The 492-nt window shown below is 67.5% G+C and carries 1 protein-coding gene; it reads left to right on the top strand.

The annotated features are described in order from the left end of the window. Window positions 1-121: 121 nt before the first annotated feature. The coding region (gene tnpA / locus ACX40Y_RS18210) for an IS66-like element accessory protein TnpA (protein WP_459120988.1) at window positions 122-492 on the top strand (371 nt) is incomplete at its 3' end.

Genomic DNA, 492 nt, shown 5'->3' with positions numbered 1-492 from the left:
TAAGCGTGTTCAGCAGGCCGCCTTGCGGCATCGTCGATAGCCGGGATGCTTGCCGCCTTTGACGAGGGCGGTGGTAGTGCAGGAAGTTTCGGGGTCTACGACCAGTCATATGAGCACTCGTATGACTGGTCGCATGGAGGTGGTGGGCCGGGTATCGGGCCGGCGGCGCTGGTCGGATGCGGAGAAGCTGGATATCCTGGCGGAGGCATTCCGGCCTGGGGCCAAGGTCTGCGATGTGATCGCCCGGCGCGAGGTGTCAAGCAGCCTGATCTATACGTGGCGCAAGCAACTGCGCGAAGGCAAGCTGGCCGGGGCGGCGCCTCCGCTGCCGGTGTTCGCCGAGGTTCGGCTCGCCGAGCCGGTGGTGCCGGCGTCACCGCCGGTGCCGTGTTCGTCGGGGCGCATCGATATCGAACTGCCCGGCGGCGTGCGGATCAGCGTCGACGGCGGGGTGGATGCGGATGCGCTGGCACGGGTGTTGTCGGTGCTGCG

Source organism: Sphingomonas sp. RS6, from assembly GCF_054489705.1.
The sequence above is the reverse complement of the archived record's forward strand: the minus strand, read 5'-3'. Positions and strand labels throughout refer to the sequence as shown.